This window comes from Salinispira pacifica (assembly GCF_000507245.1).
In the GTDB taxonomy this organism is placed as follows: Bacteria; Spirochaetota; Spirochaetia; order DSM-27196; family Salinispiraceae; genus Salinispira; species Salinispira pacifica.
Window position 1 is genome coordinate 2104205 of record NC_023035.1, and the last position, 18842, is coordinate 2123046.

The following is an 18842-nucleotide window of genomic DNA, read 5'->3' on the forward strand; positions in this document are numbered from 1 at the left end:
GCTTAAAAATTCAGCTGAAATACTTCAAGGGCTTTCTTGAACACCATATCCGGCTGTATGGGCTTAACCAGATAACTTTTCACCCCCATCTGCAGGGCCTGAATGACGGTTTCCCTCTTATTCACCGCAGAAAGAACAATAATGGGAAGCTGTATTTCACGATTCTTCAAGGCGGTGAGAACAGAAAAGCCGTCCATCCGGGGCATGAGCAGATCAAGAAATACCATATCGAATTGTTTCACATCAGGGGAATTGATAAATTCCTCACCGTCGGAGAAGGTCTGAACATCCAGTTCAGTTTTTGAAAACGCCATGCGGATAAGTTCCTGGATTACCGGATCATCATCGACCACCGCCATTTTCAGCCCCGAAGCAATGGCGTCGAAATTCACTTGAGTGTCATTCTGTTCGCTCTGGAAGCGGAGGTTGATCCCGTTTGATCCTTCTTCAGCTCCCCTGCCCACCCGCAGAAAATCGTCGTGGACGTTTCCGTCCCTGTCCTTATAGCCTCCGGCCCTGTCTCCCAAAAGGGCATCCATGGCATCGGGCATGGATGAAAACACTTCCACTTCCGATATATCCGAACGTGAAGAGACAAATTCCTTCACCAGATCATTATTGGTAAGAATCTTGAAATTGCGAAGCTTCAAATCAGTGGCGGAAATAATGCCGTCGATCAGGGAGCGGAGCTTTAGGGAGTCCCCCTCGCTTATCTCGATTCCCGACATCATCAATAACACCCTGGGGACCTGAATAGAATACAACCGGATCAGCTCATCCAGGCGGTAGCGGAGCATCTCGATTTTTTCGCTGTTCAGGCCCCGGGCAACCTCAATGAACAGAATTTCCTCGTTGTAGTTTGCGTCGATGATGCAGGGAGTGTTATCCAGTTCAATCTGTACTCCCAGAAGTTCGCTCAGCGCCTTGGCCAGGCTGTCGATTTTTATGGGTTTGGTGATGAATTTTTTAATTCCGAACTTGCTGAGTTCAAGGATCACTTCCCGGGAGATCTTTGCCGATGCAAACAGAACAGGAGTATTCCGGGAGTTGGGATCACCGGCCTTTTTGGTCAGAAATTCCACGGCGCTCATTCTGCTGAGGTAGTAATCCATGATAATCAGATCCGGCTCATAACTTCTCAGTTTCGTATACCCTTCCAGACCATTTGCGGCCTGATCGGTATCGAATCCGAATTCCTCAAGTTTCCTGTTCAGAAACTCCCGGATCATCCGGGAATCGTCAATAATCAGAATTTTCTTCAAACCCTTCTCCTGGAAGTGCCGGACTGGAGCGGAAACCCCGCAGAGGCGTAATATCTCATATAACTATAGAAGTGAAAGGTCTCCATTTCAAGTCCGTTTTTTCAACCTGCATAGTTTTCGGTGTAAGGTGATTTAGTCTGTTACGGTACCCGCTTCAGCCGCCGGGCTGGTCCGCAGTTTTATGGAGTAAAATTCTCAACAGTGTAGACAGCGCTTTTCCAAACATTTTAGTATGACAGCAGTCCGGCTGCCCCCGGGTCAGGAACTATACATATCCGGCCCACAGAAGCAGCAGCGGACAAACCGACCCCATGCCCCGGAGGAATCAGAATGATCGACAACAGAAGCGGCCTCACAATCGGAGACAGCAGCATCATACCCCGCAGGCTGCAATCAGCTTCCGTATCTGCAGATGATATTTCCCGGACACTTGAGCCCATGATTCTTTCGGCTTCCGGCTGGCGGAAAGTTTTTGCAGCTTCCGGGGATGAGGAAGATCAGACAGAAGATATTTCAGAATCCGATATGGTGCTTGCAGGGCTGATCGGCCTGAGCCTGGGGGAGTATCTTCTGGATAAGGCCGGCAAAAGCGGCAAGGGTACCACAGTGGTTGTGGGCTGCGATTCCAGGCCAACAGGCCCCCTTCTGGCCGACGCCCTGATGCGGGTATGCAGCTCCCTGGGCATCAAAATACGATATCTGTTTATATCCGCGGCTCCTGAAGTTATGTCATATGCACGGGTCACTCCCCAGGTTGACGCCTTCGCATACATATCAGCCTCCCACAATCCCATAGGGCATAACGGCTTCAAATTCGGACTGAAAAGCGGAGGAGTATTACCCGCCGCTGACGTTGAAGACCTGATTCACCGCTTCCGGGAGCACTGTAAAGCCGAAAAAAGCATTTCCCGGATACAGGATATGCTTGCATCATTTCCCGAAGAACGCATGAATACATTCTTCCGTGAAAGCGCAGATTGGAAAAACCAGGCCCTTGAAGCATATGCGGACTTCAGCACCCGGGTTATCTGCGACAGCTCCGATGAGAACAGGATATCCCTGCGAATGGAGGAGATGAAAGCGGCGTTCAGCAAGGCGGATATTGCCGTTCTCGGCGAACTGAACGGAAGCGCCAGAACCCTCTCCATCGACAAGGCGTTCTTTGAAAATCTTGGGGTGAAGATGCGTCTTATTAATCATATTCCCCGGCAGATTACCCACCGGATTGTTCCCGAGGGGCGAAGTCTGAATCTCTGCAAAGAGGAGCTGGAAAAAGCCCACAGCAGCGATCCGGCATTTATCCTGGGCTACGTTCCCGACAACGACGGCGACCGGGGCAATATTGTGTATATGGCCGATGACGGCCGGGCCAGGATTCTGGAGGCTCAGCAGGTGTTCGCCCTGGTGGCTCTGGCCGAGTCCGCCTGGCTTGAATACAGCGGTCAGCTTGCAGATACCGGTGCCCGGGCAGCCATTGCGGTAAACGGCCCCACTTCCATGCGCATTGACGAAATCGCTTCGGTGTTCGGTCTTGAATGTGTCAGGGCCGAAGTTGGCGAGGCCAATGTGGTGGGGCTTGCATCCCGGCTCAGAGAGGACGGCTACATTGTACGTCTCATGGGAGAAGGCTCAAACGGGGGGAATATTACCCATCCGGCGGCGGTACGGGATCCTCTCAACAGCATCGGTTCGATTATCAAGCTTCTTTCTCTCCGTGGGGACGGCGACTCGGCGGGGTTGTTCGAACTGTGGTGCAAACGAAGAGGTATTGAATACAAAGCGGATTTTTCCCTGGAGGACGTTCTCTCTTCCCTTCCTGAATATGTGACCACCAGTGCATATGAGGACCGGGCTTTGATGAAAATTACCGGAACCGACCATGTACGGCTGAAGGCTGCCTATGAGGATATTTTCCTCACGGACTGGGAAAAGCGGAAAGACCGGCTGAAAGACAGCTGGGGAATCCATTCCTGGGAAGAGATCAACACCGAAGGCAGCCGGGAGACGACCGGTTTCGGGCCATCGTTCCGCAGCGGAAAACACAAGGGAGGCCTGAAAATTCTTTTCCGGGATTCCTCCGGCGCCCCCTCAGCCTGCATGTGGATGCGGGGATCCGGTACCGAGCCGGTGTACAGAGTACTTGTGGATGTGAAAGGTCCCCGGCACGTTCTTGAGCAGGAGTTGCTCGAGTGGCACAGAGATATGATCCGCAGGGCGGATTCCTTGTAAGCTCGGCCCGCCCACTCCCGGGTGAAGAATACCGGCTTTTTAGGTATTTTTTTATAGATATTTATTAGTCTATTGTAGCCAAAGTCTGAAAACTCCCCTACACTGTAACCGTACCCACTGAGGGCTGCCCATTGGGAGGTCCGAGGTGATCATGCCAGTACGGCATAAACCACAAATTGTAAGGTCTAAAGTAAGGGAGACTGCACGATGAGATACCACTACACCTGCCTGCCCGGCTCACACTCGAGCGGCTCAGTGCCCCGCGGCTCCGGGCCTCCAGCCTCACGGCTGCACGGTTCAGAATTGCCCGCTTCCATATTCCCGGTATATCTGCATCTCCTGAACAGGGAGGACATATGGCAGATCAGAATCGCAGCGAATCCGGCGGGGGTAGAATCCGAACCTGGATAGATCAGGTTGTTCGGCAGGACGAAATTGATCCCTACCTGGAACAGGGCAAACCGTTTATCAATGAAGAACGCATCTGGAGGGAAATCGCCTCGGGAAGCAATCCCACCCCGGAACGGGTGCGGGATATTCTGAAGAAAAGTCTTGAAATACAAAGTCTCAGCCCCGAGGAAACCGCCGTCCTGCTGAATGTGAAGGACCGGCAACTTCTCCGGGAGATGGCCGACACCGCAGCCCGGGTGAAACAGAAAGTATACGACTCGCGAATTGTCACTTTCGCCCCTCTTTATCTGTCAAATCACTGCGTGAACTCATGTCTCTATTGCGGTTTCCGTCAGGACAACGGCGGCATGAAACGGAGCAGACTCTCCATGGAGGAGATCCGGCGGGAGACCGAAGCTCTTGCTGGGAAATTCGGCCATAAACGGCTGATTGTGGTGTACGGCGAACATCCCGACTCGGATATCGATTTTATGGAAAAGAGCATCAACCAGATTTATCAGGTACGGGCGAAAACCCGCAAGGGGCACGGGAGCATACGCAGGGTGAACGTGAATGCAGCACCCATGAGTGTGGAAAAACTCCGACGGCTGAAGAACGTGGGTGTGGGGACCTATCAGGTATTTCAGGAAAGCTATCATCCCGGAACCTACTCACAGGCTCATCCGCCGGGAACATTAAAAGGCAATTATCTGTGGCGGCTTTTCAGCATGCACCGGGCCATGGACGCAGGCATTGACGATGTGGGAATCGGCGCATTGTTCGGACTGTATGACTGGCGTTTCGAGGTGATGGGTCTGGTGCATCATGCACGGGATCTTGAACGGCGCTACAACGGCATCGGCCCCCATACCATCAGTTTTCCCCGGCTTGAGCAGGCGGACAATGCTCCATTCCTGAACGACATGAAATACCGGGTTTCCGATGAGGATTTCCTCAAAATCATCACCATTCTGCGGCTGGCAGTACCCTATACGGGGTTGATTATCACCGCCAGAGAGCCTGCTCATATCCGGGATAAAGCGGTAAAACTTGGAGTTACCCAGATGGATGCCTCGACCCGTATCGGGCTGGGTGCCTACAGCAGGGAGACCGACGGTCAGGAGATTTCCAGTCAGCAGTTTATGCTGGGTGATACCCGCAGCCTTGAGGAGCTTATCGGCGACCTTGCGGATATGGGATGCATTACCAGCTTCTGCACCGCCGGCTACCGGATCGGCCGTACCGGAGAGCGGATCATGAAACTGCTCAGGGAATGTCATGAGGGGGATTTCTGCAGAATGAACGCCGTCATTACGTTCCGGGAATGGCTTGATGACTTCGCATCCCCGGAAATCAAGGTCAGGGGAGAAGCTCTGATAGCCAGGGAACTGGCAGGAATCAACCGGGATCTGCCCAAATATCAGGGGAAATTCCGTCCCATGTATGATAGCACCTGCCGGGGCAAAAGAGATTTATACCTATGAGCTGCTCGATGCTTTCCCGGAAGGAAATTCTCGAAATTCTCTCTATCAGCCGTCCCGATGAGATGCAGGATCTGTCCAGGCGGGCGGGTCTGTGTCTGGAAGAACAGCTGGGCAGCCGGGTGTATTACCGGGGGCTGATCGAATACTCAAACATATGCTCCCGGGACTGTCTTTACTGCGGTATACGCCGTTCCGCCGGGGATATTCAACGCTACACCCTGGCTGAGGAAGAGATACTCAATGCGGCGGATTTCGCAGCCGGGAAGGGGTACGGATCTCTGACGCTTCAAAGCGGTGAATCGGCTTCAGAAGCTGCGGTCGATTTTGCGGCGAGCATTATCCGAAAAATTAAAAAGAGAACCGCAAGCAGCCTGCTTCCCCGGGGGCTGGGTATTACCCTCTGCATCGGCGAACAGACCGAGGCCTCTTACCGGCGGCTGTTCGAGGCCGGCGCACACCGCTATCTGCTGAGAATCGAGAGCAGCAACCCGGCCATGTACCGCAGAATCCATCCCCGGGGAGACAGTCTGCAGGGGAGAATCGACTGCCTGCGAAATCTGAAAAAGATTGGATTTCAGACCGGAACCGGGGTTATGATCGGTCTTCCCGGACAAAGCATTGAGGATCTTGCGGATGATGTAGAATTCTTTTACCGGGAGAATGTGGATATGATCGGTATGGGCCCCTTTATTCCCCATTCGGGTACCCCTCTGGGCGCTTTTGGAAACTATCCCGCGGCTGAAACCCGGCTGGAGCTGAGTCTGAAAATGATAGCAGCCGTCCGTCTGGCCATTCCCGATGTGAATATTGCATCCACAACCGCCCTTCAAGCCCTCCACCCCATGGGAAGAGAGATGGGTCTGAATTTCGGGGCAAACGTACTTATGCCCGTAATCACCCCCGGTGAAGTGAGGAAACAGTATCAGCTTTATGACGGTAAACCCTGCCTGGATGACAGTCCCGAGGACTGTGCAAACTGTCTTATCAGCCGGGTGGGAAGCACGGGGAGAAGCATAGCTTTCAACAGCTGGGGAGACCCCCTGCATTTTTTTGCAGACAGACATACACACACAGGAGATGAACATGAAGGAGCATGGGATGCAGAACGAGAAACAGTTTGAACAGCTCAGGTACGGCTTTGTGGGAATTATTGTCTCCCGGCAGGAAGCAGGAGGCAGGATACAGGAAGTTATTTCCCGTCATTCTGATATTCTTCTGGGACGGCTGGGTCTGCCCCATCTGGATGATGACCGAGTCTCCGTCATCACCCTGATCATCCGCTCTGACACCGACCGGCTTGGAAGCCTCACCGGACAGCTGGGGAAAATCCCCGGCGTCACCGTCAAGTCGGGACTTGCACGGACTCCCGAGGCAGCTGCCGAGAGCACCCCCCGGAGAAACGAGATGCTCAGTAATTCCCATCCATTCCCTGCGGAGAGCGAAACCGCCGCAGCCTCCCTCACCTACCGCTTCTCGCCATATTCCATGCCCAGGGAACTGATTGAAGCCGGACTCGAGGTAAAACTGGCTGCGGCCCTGTGCAACGCAAGGCTCGGCTACCTGTCTCAGAACCAGCTGGACACAATCCAGAGCCGAATATCCCGTATCCGCAGTATGGAAAACGGGGAATTGAACAGCCTGTTCCCTCTGGATCCCTACCAGGGGGGAGCGGGGACCTCGTTCCATATGAATCTCAATGAAGCCATAGCCCTGGACAACGGACTGGACCCGTACCAGGTTGTTAATCTACATCAGTCAACCAACGATGTTCTGCCCACCGCATTGAAGCTGATGCTTATGCGCAATTTCATGAAGCTGGAAACCAACCTGGGGGATTTTCAGATGCTTCTTCAGGAAAAAGAGGAAGCGTACAGCGAGGTACTCATGACCGGACGAACCCAGCTCCGGGACGCTCAGGCGGTTAGTCTTGGGGGATTGTTTGCTTCCTGGGCTCAGGCTGTTGCAAGAGACCGCTGGCGAACTTTTAAAGCCCGGGAGCGGCTCAAGGAGATTAACATGGGAGGGACCGCAGTTGGTACCGGTGCCGGAGCTCCCCGCAGCTATGTGCTCAAGGCGGCATCCGTTTTGAGGGAAATCAGCGGACTTCCTGTGAGCAGAGCCGATGATCTAATGGATGCAACTGCCAATTACGACTCGGTTGTGGAAGCCTTATCATCCCTGAATGTGCTGGCGGTGAATCTTGAGAAGATATGCTCGGATGTGAGGCTTCTGGCAAGCGGACCTGAAGGAGGAATGGGCGAACTTGAAATTCCCCGGCTCATCCGGGGAAGCAGCATAATGGCAGGAAAGATCAACCCTGTAATACCGGAAGCGGGAATGCAGATCTGTGAGAAGCTCAGAAGCAATCACCAGCTGATATCCCGGCTATCGGCTTCAGGGGAGCTGCAGCTCAATGCCTTCTGGCCCATGATTGCTTACAGCAGCTGGGAAAGCCAGATGCTTTGCATCAATTTTATTCCCTCTCTTCATGAATACATTGGAATGATCACCCCGCGACGGGAAAAAATTGAAGAAAATCTCAAGGGAAGCGGAGCATACAATCTGATCCTGCTGCCGGTTATAGGCTACACCCATCTTGAGCGTCTTCTTCAGATCTGCCAAACACACAGCTGCACGCCCCCTGAACTGATAAAATCATGGAATATTCTCACTGAGGATGAGCAGCACAGGCTTTTCGGATCCCGGGCGCTTACCGGACTGGGATACGATGAAACGCTGTACGAGACAATAAGAACCCGCAAGTCCGCCCGGCTTTTCCGGTACATTGACCGTGAATACAGCTTTCAGCACCCCGGCTCACCCGGGGAAGCGTCTCCCGAACATCAAGATCAACATCAGCATGAACATTTGCAGCATCAGCAGGAGCTTAACGATGACTAAAACTCCACGGGGTCTTCGGCCCCACATTATTGTCTGCGGCACGGTGAATTCAGGAAAATCCACGTTTCTCAACAGGTTCACAGGAAAGGATGTGTCCATTACATCTTCCAGCCGGGGAACTACCACCGATCCGGTATATATAAATATGGAGCTGCTTCCTTTCGGGCCGGTAACCCTGGTGGACACTCCGGGCCTGGATGATGAGGGAGAACTGGGCCAGCAGCGGATTGAACGGGCCCGTCGGCTTATTGCCTCGGGAGATCAGCTGATTTTCCTCACCCGTCCGGATGCGTGGAACCGTTCAACTGTGAAGCTGATAAACGAATGCGCAAAATCGGTGCATAACCTCCAGCTGGTATTTACTCACCGGGATCTTCCCGAAGAATCCGCCATGGTGAATGAATTCATGAAACAGTTTGAAGCCCGGCAGGGTGACGCTGAGGGTCTCGCAGCAAATATCACCCCCCACCATATCAGCGGAACAACCGGGGCGGGTCTTGAAGCCTTGAGCCGGCAGCTCATCGCTGAATTGGAAAAGGCGAAAAAACAGGAGCGCAGTCTCCTGCAGGATATGGTCCGGGAATACCAGCTGGTAATGATGGTTGTTCCCATCGACCTGGAAGCTCCCAAAGGACGGCTCATCCTCCCCCAGGTTCAGGCCATACGGGAAGTACTGGATGCGGACGGGGCAACCCTCACGGTGAAGGAGCGGGAGATTGACTGGGCCCTCTCACTTTTGAGACAGAAACCTGATCTTGCCGTCACCGACAGTCAGGCGGTGTTGAAGGCTGCAGGATCCATACCCGAGGATATCCCTTTAACCACCTTTTCCATACTGTTCAGCAGGCTGAAAGGGGATCTGAAGACATTTGTAGATGCATCAGATGTGATTGACGATCTGCAGGACGGTGACAGAATTCTCATTGCTGAAACATGCACCCATAAAACCATGTGCGACGATATCGGCAGGGTCAAGATCCCCCGCTGGCTGAGACAGTACAGCGGTAAAGACCTGGATATCAGAACTCTTGGAGGAGAGTTTCCGACTGATCTGGATAATTACCGGCTGATTATTCACTGCGGGGGCTGCATGATTACCCGGAAACGGATGCTTCAGCGCATGGGACTGGCCGCCCACTCCCGGGTGCCCATTACCAATTACGGAATCGCAATCAGCAAGCTTCATCATGTGCTTGAACGGGTTCTCCGTCCCTTCACAATGTCCGGTGACGGGGCGTAACTCACCATAACCCAATGTTTTCTCCAATAAAACGCGTTTGATCAGTGAAACCTGAATCATCTCTCATTTTTTTGTTGACAGATCCGCTTCCCGGGGTGAAAATCAAATAAAATGAGAACCGATTCAGTTTTCACAGGAGGAGAGTATGAATCACAAGTTCTTGCACGCGGCTCTCATTCTGATGCTTTTGGCAGGTGCAGTTTTTGCCGAAGGTTCATCGGAAGGAGATCCTATCAAATTCGGAGGCATCTGGCCTCTGGGAGACATCACCGGAGATCAGGGAAGCAAAGCGGCCCGGATCGCCATTGATGAGATCAACGAACAGGGCGGTCTTCTGGGACGTCCGGTTGAGCTGGTGGTAATCGACAGTGAGCTCAGCCCTGAAAAGGGTGCGGCTGCGGTTGAACGCCTGGCAACCATCGACCAGGTTGATTTCTTTGTGGGAGGTATGTCCAGCGGAGTACATCTTGGCCAGATCCCTGTCATGAAGACCTACCAGAAAATCACCATGTGGACCGGTGCCGCCAGTCACCTGGCTGAAGAAGCGGTGGGTGAAAACCAGGACTGGTATTTCCACCTCCATCCCTGGGACTACAACCAGGGCGCATCCTATGTGGAAGGCTGGAACGCCATCGCACAGGAATATCCGGAAATCTCCATTGACCGCTGGTTTCTGGCTTATGAAGAAGGTGCATTCGGAAGCGCATCATATTCTGCAACCCAGGCTCTGTTTTCCGATATGGAAATAGACGGTGAAGCCTTCCAGTCTGCTGCAGTGGGCGGCGGAGACTACACCGCGGTTCTGGAACGGGCAAAAGCCTATGATCCCGATGTATTCATCTGGGCCGGATACGATGCCGACGCCCTGCCCCTCATGGAGCAGTCCAAGGCTATCGATTTTGCACCTCCCCTCTATGTGGGTGCACCTCCGGGATGGCCTGCATCCTTCGGCGAATCCAATCTTGCGGAAAACGTTACCCTTTACGGCATGTGGGCCCCCAGCCTGAACGAAGTGAGCGATGTGAGCAAAACCTTCTATGACGGCTATATGAGCAAATACGACAGCGAACCCGCTACGTATTTTGCTCCCCTGAGCTACTCAGCCATCCATATTATTGCTGAAGCAGTTGAGCGGGCGGGCACTCTGGACAAGGAAGCGGTAATCGCCGAATTGCAGAAAACCCAGTACGAAAGTGCCCTGGGTGAAACCATCACTTTCAGCCCTTCCAACATTATCAGCAATCAGGGAATACGCCAGCAGAAGATTCTGCAATGGCAGAACGGACGCCAGGAAGTAATTTGGCCCTTCGAATTTGCCACATCCGAGCCGGTGTATCCATTTACACCCTGGAGCGAGCGCTAACACCTTGTATCCCGGGCGGCGTACACCCGCCCGGGTTTCATCCACAGCTAAAGAACTGAATCTGTTCGATCGTATTTTGGAGTAACTTTATGAGTACATCTAAAATTGTCAGGATAGCTGGATTTTCAGCGGGAGCCCTGTTCGTGATTATGCTCATCGTTCTGAAGCCCACAGCCCTGATCTACGGGATACAGCGTGCGGGGATATACGCGGCCATCGCGATACCCATGGCACTGATTTTAGGGATTGTACATATCGTTAACCTGGCCCACGGCGAGATGATGATGGTTGCGGCATATCTGAGCTACTATCTTGCACGAACCTTCGGTCTGGATCCCCTGCTTTCGGCAATCCCCACGGGAATTATCATGTTCCTTTTCGGATTGATGATTTTCCGCACAACAATTCAACATACCTTAAAAGCACCCGAACTTAATCAGCTGATCCTCACCTTCGGGGTGGCAATGGTTCTCAGCCAGACAGTGAATCTCATTGCCACAAGCCAGCCCAGAAAACTGAGCCTGGACTATGTAAGTGCCAGCGCAACTCTGGGTGACATCAGCTTTGGAATTTATGACTTCGTTTTTCCGGTGGTTGCAATCATATTCCTGATTGTGCTGCTGCTGTTTCTGAAACGCACCAAGCTGGGAAAAGCCGCCCTTGCGGTGGGACAGAATCCCAACGGTGCACAGATTGTGGGAATTAATGTTCAACTCACATACGCCCTGATTTTCGGAATAGCATCCATGCTCATAGGTATTTTCGGCGGCTTCTTTCTTACGAAGTTCTCGATTTTCCCCGCAGTGGGAGGCAGCTATACCATGAAATCGTTCTGCCTTGTTGCCATGGCGGGAATCGGAAATCTTCCCATGGTGGCGGCGGCCAGCCTGCTCCTGGGTATTGCCGAGAGTTCCATAATGGCGGTTCCCCACGGTGCGCCCTGGGCACCGATGATTTTCTTCGTACTGATCGTGGTCGTTATTCTGGTACGGAGTTTCAGGAGGGCATCATGAGCAGCGCAGATCTGAAAGCCTTGCAAAAAGATAACGCATACAACAGAAATCTGGAAATCATCTTCATGGTGGTGGGGGCAATTCTTCTGCTGGCGCCCATGTTCGCCGGGCCCTATGCCCGGATTATCGGTCGGTCGGTAATCACCTACATGATTCTGGCGGTAAGCTGGGACATGCTTGTACGTTCGGGACAGCTTTCCTTCGGTATAGCCGGATTTTTCGGTCTGGGAGGATACGCCGCCACCGTGCTTGCAGCAAACTATAATATTCCCGGTATTGCAGCCATCATTCTCGGTGCACTGCTGTCAGGGGTTGTGGCCTACGGTTTGGGCCTGATCATTCTGCGCCTCCGGGGCATGTACTTTGCAATTACCACACTGGCGCTTGCGGAAATTTTCCGGATTATCATGCACAACTGGACGCCGGTGACCGGAGGACCCAACGGAAAACTGGTTCCACAGGTGCTTTTCGCCGGGAACTCCTATCTTCAATACGGATTCATGGTTGTGATGGCAGTGCTGGTAATCGCATTGAGTGAATATATGAGACGGAGCAAAATTCACTATGCCCTCACTGCCATTCATGACAATGAAGTGGTGGCAAAATCCAACGGGATAAATATCTACAAGAATCTTCTGTTTATATTTGCGGTTGTGTCGGCAATCCAGGCCCTTGCAGGGGGCGGTTATGCCCATCTGTTCGGTTTTGTCAGTCCGGAATCCAACTTCAATGCCAACTACACCCTCATACCCCTTGCTATTGCCCTGTTCGGCGGCATGTACTCCACCTGGGGTCCGGTTGTGGGTGCGGTAATCCTGGGTGTGATGGGCGAGTTTCTGAAGCTCTACATCCCCTACGGCCATCTGGTGGTATACGGAATCATCATTATTCTGGTTCTGCTCTTTATGCCCCAGGGAGTAGTGGGAATTTTCAAAGCGAAGCTGTTCAAAAACACCAGCAACTACCCCAGCAAGGAAGAACTGGAACTGTCTGAGACCAAAGGAGAACCTGCATGAGTGAACTGCGAACTGAAAACCTCACCATCTCCTTCGGGGGACTTGTGGCCGTGGACTCGGTGAACCTGAGCCTGAAAAGCGGGGAAATCCTGGGCATCATCGGCCCCAACGGTGCCGGCAAAACCACCTTTATCAATCTTATTGCCGGTATTCACAACCCCACCCGGGGAACCGTGTATCTGGACGGGGAAGATATCACCGGTAAGCCCGCTCACGACCGGGCGGCCATGGGTATCAGCAGAACCTTCCAGCTGATCAACCCTTTGAGAAACCTGACCCTTCTGGAAAATGTGATGACCGGGTACCTCTTTGCTTCAAAAATGAACACCCACGATGCAAGGAATGCCGCTGCACGGTTGTGCCTGGACCTTGGGCTGGACAGACTGAACCGGCAGACCAGCAATCTGAATATTCTTGAAACCAAGAAGATGGAGATTGCCAAGGCTCTGGCCTGCAATCCGAAAATTCTGTTTCTGGATGAGGTGATGGCAGGTCTTAACTCCACGGAGACCAAGGAAGCCATCCGGCTGATCAAGCATATCGCTGAACGGCAGAATCTTGCAGTAGGCGTGGTTGAGCATGTAATGGGGGTTATCACCTCCCTTACCAACCGGGTGATCGTTCTGGATAACGGACAGCTCATTGCAGACGGTCCGTATACCGAGGTGAGCCGGAATGAGCGGGTAAAAACCGCATACCTGGGAGGAGCAGTCTGATGTTAAGTATAAAAAATGCAAAAGCAGCCTACGGAAAAATTCAGGTGCTTCACGGTCTCAGCCTGGATGTTGGCAGAGGCTCAGTGGGGCTGTTCGGCCCCAACGGTGCGGGAAAGACCACCCTGATCAATACTATTCTGGGTCTGGTGCCCCTCCAGTCGGGAAAAATCGTGTTCGATTTCAAGGATGTGACCACACGCCCCACCCATGAACGGGTTCGCCTGGGAATATCCGTAGTTCCCCAGGAGCGGGAGCTTTTTCCCTGGCTCAGCGTATACGAAAATCTGGTAATCGGGGCTGAAAACACTCCTCTGGGTAGGGACGATATCCCTCAGACCCTGGAGGAAGTGTACGCCATCTTCCCCATTCTCAGGGAACGGCATGGTCAGCTGGCTGGTACGCTCAGCGGAGGACAGCAGAGAATGCTTGCGGTTGGACGGGCTCTGATGGCACGGCCGAAGCTGCTCATTCTGGATGAACCCAGCCTGGGGCTCCAGCCGTCAATAGTCCATGAGCTGTTCAATATTCTCAAAGAGATGAAGGAACGTGTGGGGGTACTGATCACCGAGCAGAACGTCCGGGAAAGCCTCCGTGTTGTGGACAAAGGATACATCATCGAAAACGGACGGATCGTACTCAGCGGAAATGCCGATGAACTGGCCAGCAATCCGGAAGTTGAAAAAGCGTACCTTGGACTGTAGGAGATAAACATGGCTCAGATCGGAATTTTGGGACTGGGAACATATACACCGGAAAAACACATGGATGCCGGCGATATTGCGGAAAAATCCGGAATTCCGGAAAACGTTATCCGGGAAAAATTCGGGGTGGACAGGAAACCGGTTCCCGGTCCCGGAGACACAACAAGCTTTATGGGCGTTCAGGCTGCCAGAGAAGCCATAAAAATGGCAGGAATCGATGCCGGTGATATAGATGTGGTGATCTGGAACGGCGGTCAGCACAAGGATTATTTGAACTGGCTCGCGGGACTTCATGTGGCCCGGGAAATCGGTGCAGACAATGCCTGGAGCTTCGACATGGAGGCCATGTGCGGTTCCATGATGGCAGGCATGGAAGTGGCCCGAAGCCTGATGATAGCCAACGAAGGCTATAAAACCGTTCTCCTTGTAAGCGGCTACCGAAACGGCGATATGGTGGATTACTCGGTGAAGGAGACTTCCTTCATGTTCGATATCGGCGCGGGAGGGGCCGCCATGGTTCTGGGCCGCAACTGCGGAAAGAACAGCATTATCGGGACTGCCTTCCGGGGCGACGGAAGTTTCTCCACCGACTGTGTGGTGAAAACCGGAGGCAGCAAAAACTGGCCTCCCCGGCCGGAAGATACTCACAACATGCACTTTGTCATAGACGATGTTGACAGTTTCAAGAAGAAACTCGGCGAACGCACCCTTCCCAATTTCTATCAGGTTATCAGGGAAAGTCTGGCAAAAGGGGACATGAGCGACAAGGACATCGACTACCTTGCCATTCTCCACTTCAAACGGAGTACCCACAATGCGGTGCTGGAAGAACTGGGAATTACAGAAAATCAGACCACCTATCTCAGCGACTACGGCCATGTGGGACAGAATGATCAGATCATCTCCATCCTGGAAGGGCTGAAAGCCGGAAAGATTACGGATGGAGACAATATTGTGATGGTGGGAGCAGGAATCGGATTTGTCTGGGCGGCGGCAACCGTTCGCTGGGGAACAGATACCGGGAACAACACATAAAATACAAAGCACCCGGAGCGGAAATCCGCCGCGGGTGCGGAATAGAGAAAACATAATACGTAAGGAGTATCACATGAACCTTGATGGAAAGGTATGCATTATCACCGGGGGAGCCCGGGGAATCGGACGGAAAATTGTGGAAACCATGGCGGAAGCAGGCGCAAAAGCGGTCTACGCCCTGGATATGGCTTTTGACGGCTTTGATGAGGTGACAAAGGCCCTCCCCAATGTGAAAAGCGAGAGTGCAGATGTAACCAAATCCGATGCGGTAAAAACCGTTGTGGAGAAGATCTGGGAGGCGGAGGGCCGGATCGATGTTCTGGTAAACAATGCCGGAATTACCCGGGATAATCTGATCCAGAAAATGTCTGATGATGACTGGAATGCGGTTATCAGTGTAAATCTCACCGGCGTGTTTAATCTTACCCGGGAGATCGGTCCCAGAATGATGAATCAGGGCAGCGGCTCTATTATCAACATGGCGAGCATTGTGGGCGAAGTGGGCAATGTAGGACAGTCCAATTATGCGGCAACCAAAGGCGGAGTTATCTCCATGGCAAAAACCTGGGCCAAAGAATTTGCCCGGAAAGGCGCACAGGTACGGTCCAACGCCATTGCTCCGGGATTCATCCGTACTCCCATGACTGAAAAAATGCCCCAGAAAGTGCTGGACGCCATGGTGGGGAAAACCACTCTTGGAAGGATGGGCGAACCGGAAGATATTGCCAATGCGGCCCTCTTTCTGGCAAGCGATGCATCCTCCTTCATTACCGGACAGGTGCTCAGCGTGAACGGCGGACTTACCCTCTGAGCCCCGGCCAACAACAACAATTTCAGCCCGGGCTTCGGCCCGGCGCTGAAGCTACGAGGAAGGTATACTATGGCTGAATGGAAACAGGCATACCAACAAAAACTGCGAAGCATGGAAGATGCAGTTCGTGCACTCCCGAAAAACGCAGCCATTATTATGGGCATGGCTTCCATGGAAAGTCAGGGATTCATGTCCCAAATTCACAAATTCTCGGACCATTTTGAACACCTCAGAGTGCTGTCCTGTCTGAATATGAATTCATACGATTTCTGTGAAGATCCCCGGTACGAGGGAACTTTCATGAATGAAAACTGGTTTTTCGGCCCCTCCAACCGGAAAGCAGCAAAGTTGGGATACAAATTGGTAGACTTCATCCCCAACAACCTGCATCAGGCGGGAACCAATAAATTGGCGGCTCTGAAAGAGGAAGGGGCTACCATCGTGTACTGGGGGCCTGTAACTCCCATGCAGGAGAATAGCGGATTTTTCAATCTGGGTGTATCCAATGTCTATGAGGCCGAAGTCATAGATGCAGCAGATATGGTGATATTTGAGGTTAATCCACAGGTACCCTGGATCCACGGTGACACCCAGGTTCATATCTCCCAGGCTGATATGCTGGTGGAGTTTGAGTCTGAGATCCCCACAATTCCTGTTCTGGAACCGGGAGAAACCGAGAAGGAGATTGCAAAGCACATTGCAGACCTGATTGAGGACGGAAGCACCCTTCAGATCGGTATCGGTGGAATTCCCAACGCAGTGGCATCTTTGCTGGAGCATAAGAAAGATCTGGGGATTCACACCGAAATGTTTACCGAAAGCATGATCGATCTGTTTGAAAGCGGTGCGGTGACCAACGGGAAAAAGACCCTCTGGCCGGGTAAATTCGTATTCACCTTTGCTCTGGGTTCCAAACGGATGTATGAATGGCTCGACAATAACCCCTCTGTGCTTGAACTCAGGGGCAGCTATGTTAACGATCCCTACGTGATCGCACAGAACGAAAAAATGATCAGCATTAATACTGCTATCACAATAGACCTGACCGGTCAGGTGTGTTCCGAGAGTCTGGGCCCGGTACAGTATTCGGGAACCGGAGGACAGCTGGACACCCACCGGGGCGCTCAGAAGTCGAAAGGTGGAAAGGGGTTTATCGCCCTCCGCTCCACTGCGAAAAAGGGAACCATTTCCACCATCGTCCCCATGCTTCCTGCGGGATCTGCAGTTACGGTTCCAAGACAGGACCTGGACTGGGTGGCCACAGAGTTCGGCGCAGTCCATCTGCAGGGCCGCACATCAAGTGAACGGGCGGAGCTTCTCATTTCAATTGCTCACCCCGACTTCCGGGAAGAGCTGGAGAAGGAAGCTGCAAAGCTGGGATACTTGTAATACTGATATATTAATACTGATGTATGCGGCACGACGGCTACCTGTCCGCTGCCGCTTATTTAGGAGAAAACTATGGAAAACGTATATATTGTCGCCGCCAAGCGTACCGCAATCGGCACCTTCGGCGGCAGCTTTAAAAAAACTCCGGCCACTCAGCTGGCGGCTGAGGCCATACGTGAGGTGATCAAGGATGCGGGGGTTCCTGCAGGAGATCTTGGAGAAGTGATTGTGGGAAATGTTCTCACCAACGGTCAGGGGATGGGACCTGGACGGCAGGCTTCAATCTATGCCGGGGTGCCGGATCATGTACCCGCCTACACGGTGAATATCCTCTGCGGCAGCGGCATGAAAACCATAATGCTCGCTGCGGATAATATCAGACTGGGAGAACACGGCCTTGCGGTTGCGGCCGGAATGGAGAACATGAGCATGGCTCCCTTCACCGTACCCTCTTCCGCCCGCTGGGGAAACAAGCTGGGTGCCATGCAGGTAGAGGACAGCCTGATCCAAGACGGACTCACCGATGTCTTTAATAACTACCACATGGGTGTTACCGCAGAAAATATCGTCCGGAAACATTCCATCAGCAGAGAAGAACAGGATGCATTTGCCGCGGAAAGTCAGCGTCGTGCCGGGGAAGCACGGGATTCGGGGCGTTTCAAGGATGAAATTGTTCCGGTTGAAGTGAAAGACCGGCGGAAAACCGTAACGGTGGACACCGATGAGCACATCAGAACCGAAACCACCGTGGAAAGTCTTGCGGGTCTGAAGCCCGCCTTCGAAAAAGAGGGTACGGTTACCGCAGGAAATGCCTCCGGGTTGAATGACGGAGGTTCGGCTGTTTTACTGGCTTCCGAATCCGCAGTGAAGAAATACGGGCTGAAACCCATGGCTCAGCTCATTGCCACAAGCCAGGCTGCCCTTGATCCCTCCATTATGGGGCTCGCCCCTGCGCCGGCTGTCACAAAGGTGCTGGAAAAAGCAGGAATGTCTCTGAAAGAAATGGAGCTCATCGAGCTGAATGAGGCCTTTGCAGCCCAGAGCCTGGGCGTACTGAAGGAGCTCAGCGCCGATCATGAAGTGAGCATGGAATGGCTCAAAGAGCGAACCAATGTAAACGGCGGCGCCATCGCCCTTGGACATCCCCTTGGGGCAAGCGGAAACCGGATTACCGTCACTCTCCTTCATGAAATGAAAAAACGGGGGCTGAAATACGGTCTTGCCTCGCTGTGTATCGGCGGGGGAATGGCAACTGCCCTCATTGTAAAGATGCTGTAATTACCGTCCGGGTA

The 18842-nt window shown here is 52.8% G+C and carries 15 protein-coding genes; 14 read left to right on the top strand and 1 reads right to left on the bottom strand.

Features of this window, described 5'->3' with window-relative positions; all coding sequences use genetic code 11:
- Window positions 1-2 precede the first annotated feature (2 nt).
- Window positions 3-1262 (bottom strand): response regulator, encoded by a 1260-nt coding sequence (locus L21SP2_RS09310; protein ID WP_024268250.1) that lies wholly within the window; start codon window positions 1260-1262, stop codon window positions 3-5.
- Window positions 1263-1592: 330 nt separating this feature from the next.
- Here L21SP2_RS09310 and L21SP2_RS09315 point away from each other — a divergent pair, with 330 nt between their 5' ends.
- The 14 genes from L21SP2_RS09315 to L21SP2_RS09380 all read left to right on the top strand — a co-directional run bounded on the left by L21SP2_RS09315 (window position 1593) and on the right by L21SP2_RS09380 (window position 18828).
- Entirely contained in the window at window positions 1593-3491 is a 1899-nt protein-coding gene (locus tag L21SP2_RS09315; protein WP_024268251.1) for a phosphoglucomutase (femD), read from the top strand.
- A gap of 356 nt (window positions 3492-3847) precedes the next feature.
- Window positions 3848-5365: a [FeFe] hydrogenase H-cluster radical SAM maturase HydG gene (hydG, locus tag L21SP2_RS09320; protein ID WP_024268252.1), complete on the top strand. Its 1518-nt coding sequence runs from the start codon at window positions 3848-3850 to the stop codon at window positions 5363-5365.
- Window positions 5362-6486, top strand: coding sequence for a [FeFe] hydrogenase H-cluster radical SAM maturase HydE (hydE, locus tag L21SP2_RS09325; RefSeq protein WP_053335652.1), 1125 nt, complete (start codon window positions 5362-5364; stop codon window positions 6484-6486). Before hydG ends, hydE begins: the two co-directional genes overlap by 4 nt.
- Window positions 6449-8266: a TM1266 family iron-only hydrogenase system putative regulator gene (locus L21SP2_RS09330; protein ID WP_024268254.1), complete on the top strand. Its 1818-nt coding sequence runs from the start codon at window positions 6449-6451 to the stop codon at window positions 8264-8266. The genes hydE and L21SP2_RS09330 overlap by 38 nt, the downstream gene beginning before the upstream one ends.
- Window positions 8259-9506, top strand: coding sequence for a [FeFe] hydrogenase H-cluster maturation GTPase HydF (hydF, locus tag L21SP2_RS09335; RefSeq protein WP_024268255.1), 1248 nt, complete (start codon window positions 8259-8261; stop codon window positions 9504-9506). The genes L21SP2_RS09330 and hydF overlap by 8 nt, the downstream gene beginning before the upstream one ends.
- A 145-nt stretch (window positions 9507-9651) precedes the next feature.
- A complete protein-coding gene (locus L21SP2_RS09340) occupies window positions 9652-10869 on the top strand; it encodes an ABC transporter substrate-binding protein (protein WP_024268256.1) in 1218 nt (405 codons plus the stop codon).
- Between the two features lie 89 nt (window positions 10870-10958).
- On the top strand, window positions 10959-11882 hold the full coding sequence (locus tag L21SP2_RS09345) for a branched-chain amino acid ABC transporter permease (RefSeq protein ID WP_024268257.1): 924 nt from the start codon (window positions 10959-10961) through the stop codon (window positions 11880-11882).
- Window positions 11879-12898, top strand: a complete 1020-nt coding sequence (locus L21SP2_RS09350) for a branched-chain amino acid ABC transporter permease (protein ID WP_024268258.1) — start codon at window positions 11879-11881, stop codon at window positions 12896-12898. The genes L21SP2_RS09345 and L21SP2_RS09350 overlap by 4 nt, the downstream gene beginning before the upstream one ends.
- Window positions 12895-13614 (top strand): ABC transporter ATP-binding protein, encoded by a 720-nt coding sequence (locus tag L21SP2_RS09355; RefSeq protein ID WP_024268259.1) that lies wholly within the window; start codon window positions 12895-12897, stop codon window positions 13612-13614. Before L21SP2_RS09350 ends, L21SP2_RS09355 begins: the two co-directional genes overlap by 4 nt.
- Window positions 13614-14315, top strand: a complete 702-nt coding sequence (locus L21SP2_RS09360) for an ABC transporter ATP-binding protein (protein WP_024268260.1) — start codon at window positions 13614-13616, stop codon at window positions 14313-14315. Before L21SP2_RS09355 ends, L21SP2_RS09360 begins: the two co-directional genes overlap by 1 nt.
- A gap of 9 nt (window positions 14316-14324) precedes the next feature.
- A complete protein-coding gene (locus L21SP2_RS09365; RefSeq protein WP_024268261.1) occupies window positions 14325-15350 on the top strand; it encodes a 3-oxoacyl-ACP synthase in 1026 nt (341 codons plus the stop codon).
- 73 nt (window positions 15351-15423) lie between these two features.
- A complete protein-coding gene (locus tag L21SP2_RS09370) occupies window positions 15424-16161 on the top strand; it encodes a beta-ketoacyl-ACP reductase (protein ID WP_024268262.1) in 738 nt (245 codons plus the stop codon).
- A gap of 69 nt (window positions 16162-16230) precedes the next feature.
- Window positions 16231-17550 carry an acetyl-CoA hydrolase/transferase family protein gene (locus tag L21SP2_RS09375; protein ID WP_024268263.1) on the top strand — a complete coding sequence of 440 codons (1320 nt, stop codon included), beginning with the start codon at window positions 16231-16233 and terminating at the stop codon, window positions 17548-17550.
- Window positions 17551-17622: 72 nt separating this feature from the next.
- Window positions 17623-18828, top strand: a complete 1206-nt coding sequence (locus L21SP2_RS09380) for an acetyl-CoA C-acetyltransferase (protein WP_024268264.1) — start codon at window positions 17623-17625, stop codon at window positions 18826-18828.
- The last annotated feature ends 14 nt before the right edge of the window (window positions 18829-18842 follow it).